The following is a 2,170-nucleotide window of genomic DNA, read 5'->3' on the forward strand; positions in this document are numbered from 1 at the left end:
GTTGGTTTAAAGTCGATACCATCCTGACGGTAATAGCCAATTTTAATGGTTTGCCCCCAGTCTATGGTGCCTTTATCTGCCGGAATCGCTTGTGTAATCACATTCAGAAAAGTCGATTTTCCGGTTCCGTTTTTACCCACAATACCCACTTTCTCGAAGCGGGAGAATTTATAGGTGAAGTCTTCAATTAGCTTCAGATCACCGTAAGCCTTTGAAACATGATCCAGTTCCAGAATTTTGCTACCCATGCGGGAAGATGCAATGCTTAATTCGAGGTTGTCTTCCCGGCGACGGAAACCAGCTTTTTCTTTCAACTCATAAAAAGCATCAACACGATACTTGGCTTTATGGCTGCGGGCTTTGGGCATACGACGCATCCAGTCCAGCTCGGTGCGCAGCAGGTTTTGGGCTTTCTCTGTTGAAGCTTGTTGCTGCTCGATGCGTTCCTGTCGCTTTTCAAGGTAATAACCGTAGTTCCCTTTATAGCTATAAACCTGGTTTTGGTCAATTTCAATAATCTCATTACATACACGATCCAGAAAATAGCGATCGTGGGTTACCATAAATAAGGTGCAGTTCGTGCGATCGAGGTATTGTTCTAACCATTCAATCATTTCCAGGTCGAGGTGGTTGGTTGGTTCATCCAACATCAGTAAGTCCGGCTCATTCACCAGGATATTAGCCAATGCCAGCCTTTTTTGCTGACCTCCCGAAAGTGATCCTACCAACTGGTCGAAGTTATCGATCTTCAGCTGACTCAGAATTTGCTTTACTTTTACCTCAAAGTCCCAGGCATGTAGCTCGTCCATCTTAACGGTCAGTTCCTCAATGGCTTTCTGCTCGTTGTGCTTTAGTGCTTTCTCAAATTCCCGAACGACTTGTAAGGCCGGGTTATCTGATTTTAAAGCCTGTTCCAGCACCGTGAGATTGTCATCTAAATCCGGATTTTGGCGTAGGTAGCCAATTTTTACATCCTTGGTTTTGGTTATACTTCCACTATCAGGCTCGTCATTTCCGGCCAAAATTTCCATCATGGTGGTCTTCCCGGCACCGTTTTTGGCTATCAGTGCAACCTTTTGGTCTTTAAAAATTGTAAACGAGATATTTTCGAAAAGCATATAATCGGCAAAGCGCTTCGATATTTGTTCGGCCTGTAAATAGGGAGTCATTCGCTATAATTTTTGCCCAAAAATAGGAATAATTTGCATAGTAAGCCGGATGACGTATTTTTGTTTACTTCAGAAAAAACAGACAGATGCTCAAGAAAGAACGATATGAAAAGGTCATTGCCTATTTCCAAAAGGAAATGCCGATTGCAGAGACGGAACTGCATTATTCAAATCCTTACGAACTGCTGGTTGCAGTTATACTTTCCGCCCAATGTACAGACAAAAGGGTGAATCAAATAACTCCTGAGCTGTTTAAGCGTTTTCCGCAGCCGGAGTTGATGGCTGAGGTTGACTCGGCCGAGGTGTTTGATTATATTCGTTCGTGCTCTTACCCCAATAATAAAGCGAAGCATTTGGTGGGAATGGCTCAGATGCTTGTGAATGATTTTAAAGGTATCGTTCCTGACGATGTGAAGGAATTGCAGAAATTGCCGGGGGTAGGGCGGAAAACGGCTAATGTTATTGCCTCTGTCGTATATGAGAAACCTGCTTTTGCAGTTGACACGCATGTGTTTCGTGTATCTGCAAGAATTGGTTTAACCACAAACTCGAAAACTCCACTGGAAACAGAAAAGCAATTGATGAAGTATTTTCCGGACGAGATTGTTCCGTTGGCACATCATTGGTTAATTCTACACGGCCGCTACACCTGTCTGGCACGTTCGCCAAAATGTGGGAAATGCGGTTTAAGGGAGTGTTGTAAGTATTTTCAGAAAAATGGTAAAAAATTGAATGGGACGAAATAATAATCATCTCACGAACATGACAAATTCCCATGTTAAGCCCATTTTAAGAGATATTAAAAGCTTATTTGGATTGAAGAAAAATTACAGGCAGTTACTTTGATTTTTTGGCAAACTTCGTACATTTGCTCGTAATCTTTAACTATAAAAAAGAAGTGTTATGGCTTATGTAATTTCAGACGAGTGCATTGCTTGCGGAACTTGTATTGATGAATGTCCAGTTGAAGCAATTTCAGAAGGAGATATCTACAAGATCGA

Annotated in this window: 3 protein-coding genes; 2 read left to right on the top strand and 1 reads right to left on the bottom strand. The window is 42.0% G+C overall.

All coding sequences use genetic code 11. The features are described from left to right. Positions 1–1,169 (bottom strand): ABC-F family ATP-binding cassette domain-containing protein (locus AC37HE_RS16035; protein WP_500783980.1); only part of this gene is annotated, 1,169 nt, incomplete at its 3' end. Positions 1,170–1,255: 86 nt separating this feature from the next. Here AC37HE_RS16035 and nth point away from each other — a divergent pair. Further along, complete coding sequence (gene nth / locus AC37HE_RS16040; RefSeq protein ID WP_500783982.1) at positions 1,256–1,915, top strand: endonuclease III; 660 nt, start codon at positions 1,256–1,258, stop codon at positions 1,913–1,915. Between the two features lie 157 nt (positions 1,916–2,072). Then, positions 2,073–2,170: 4Fe-4S binding protein (locus tag AC37HE_RS16045; protein ID WP_500783984.1), on the top strand; the 98-nt coding region annotated here is incomplete at its 3' end.

It is taken from the genome of Mangrovibacterium sp. (genome assembly GCF_059905295.1).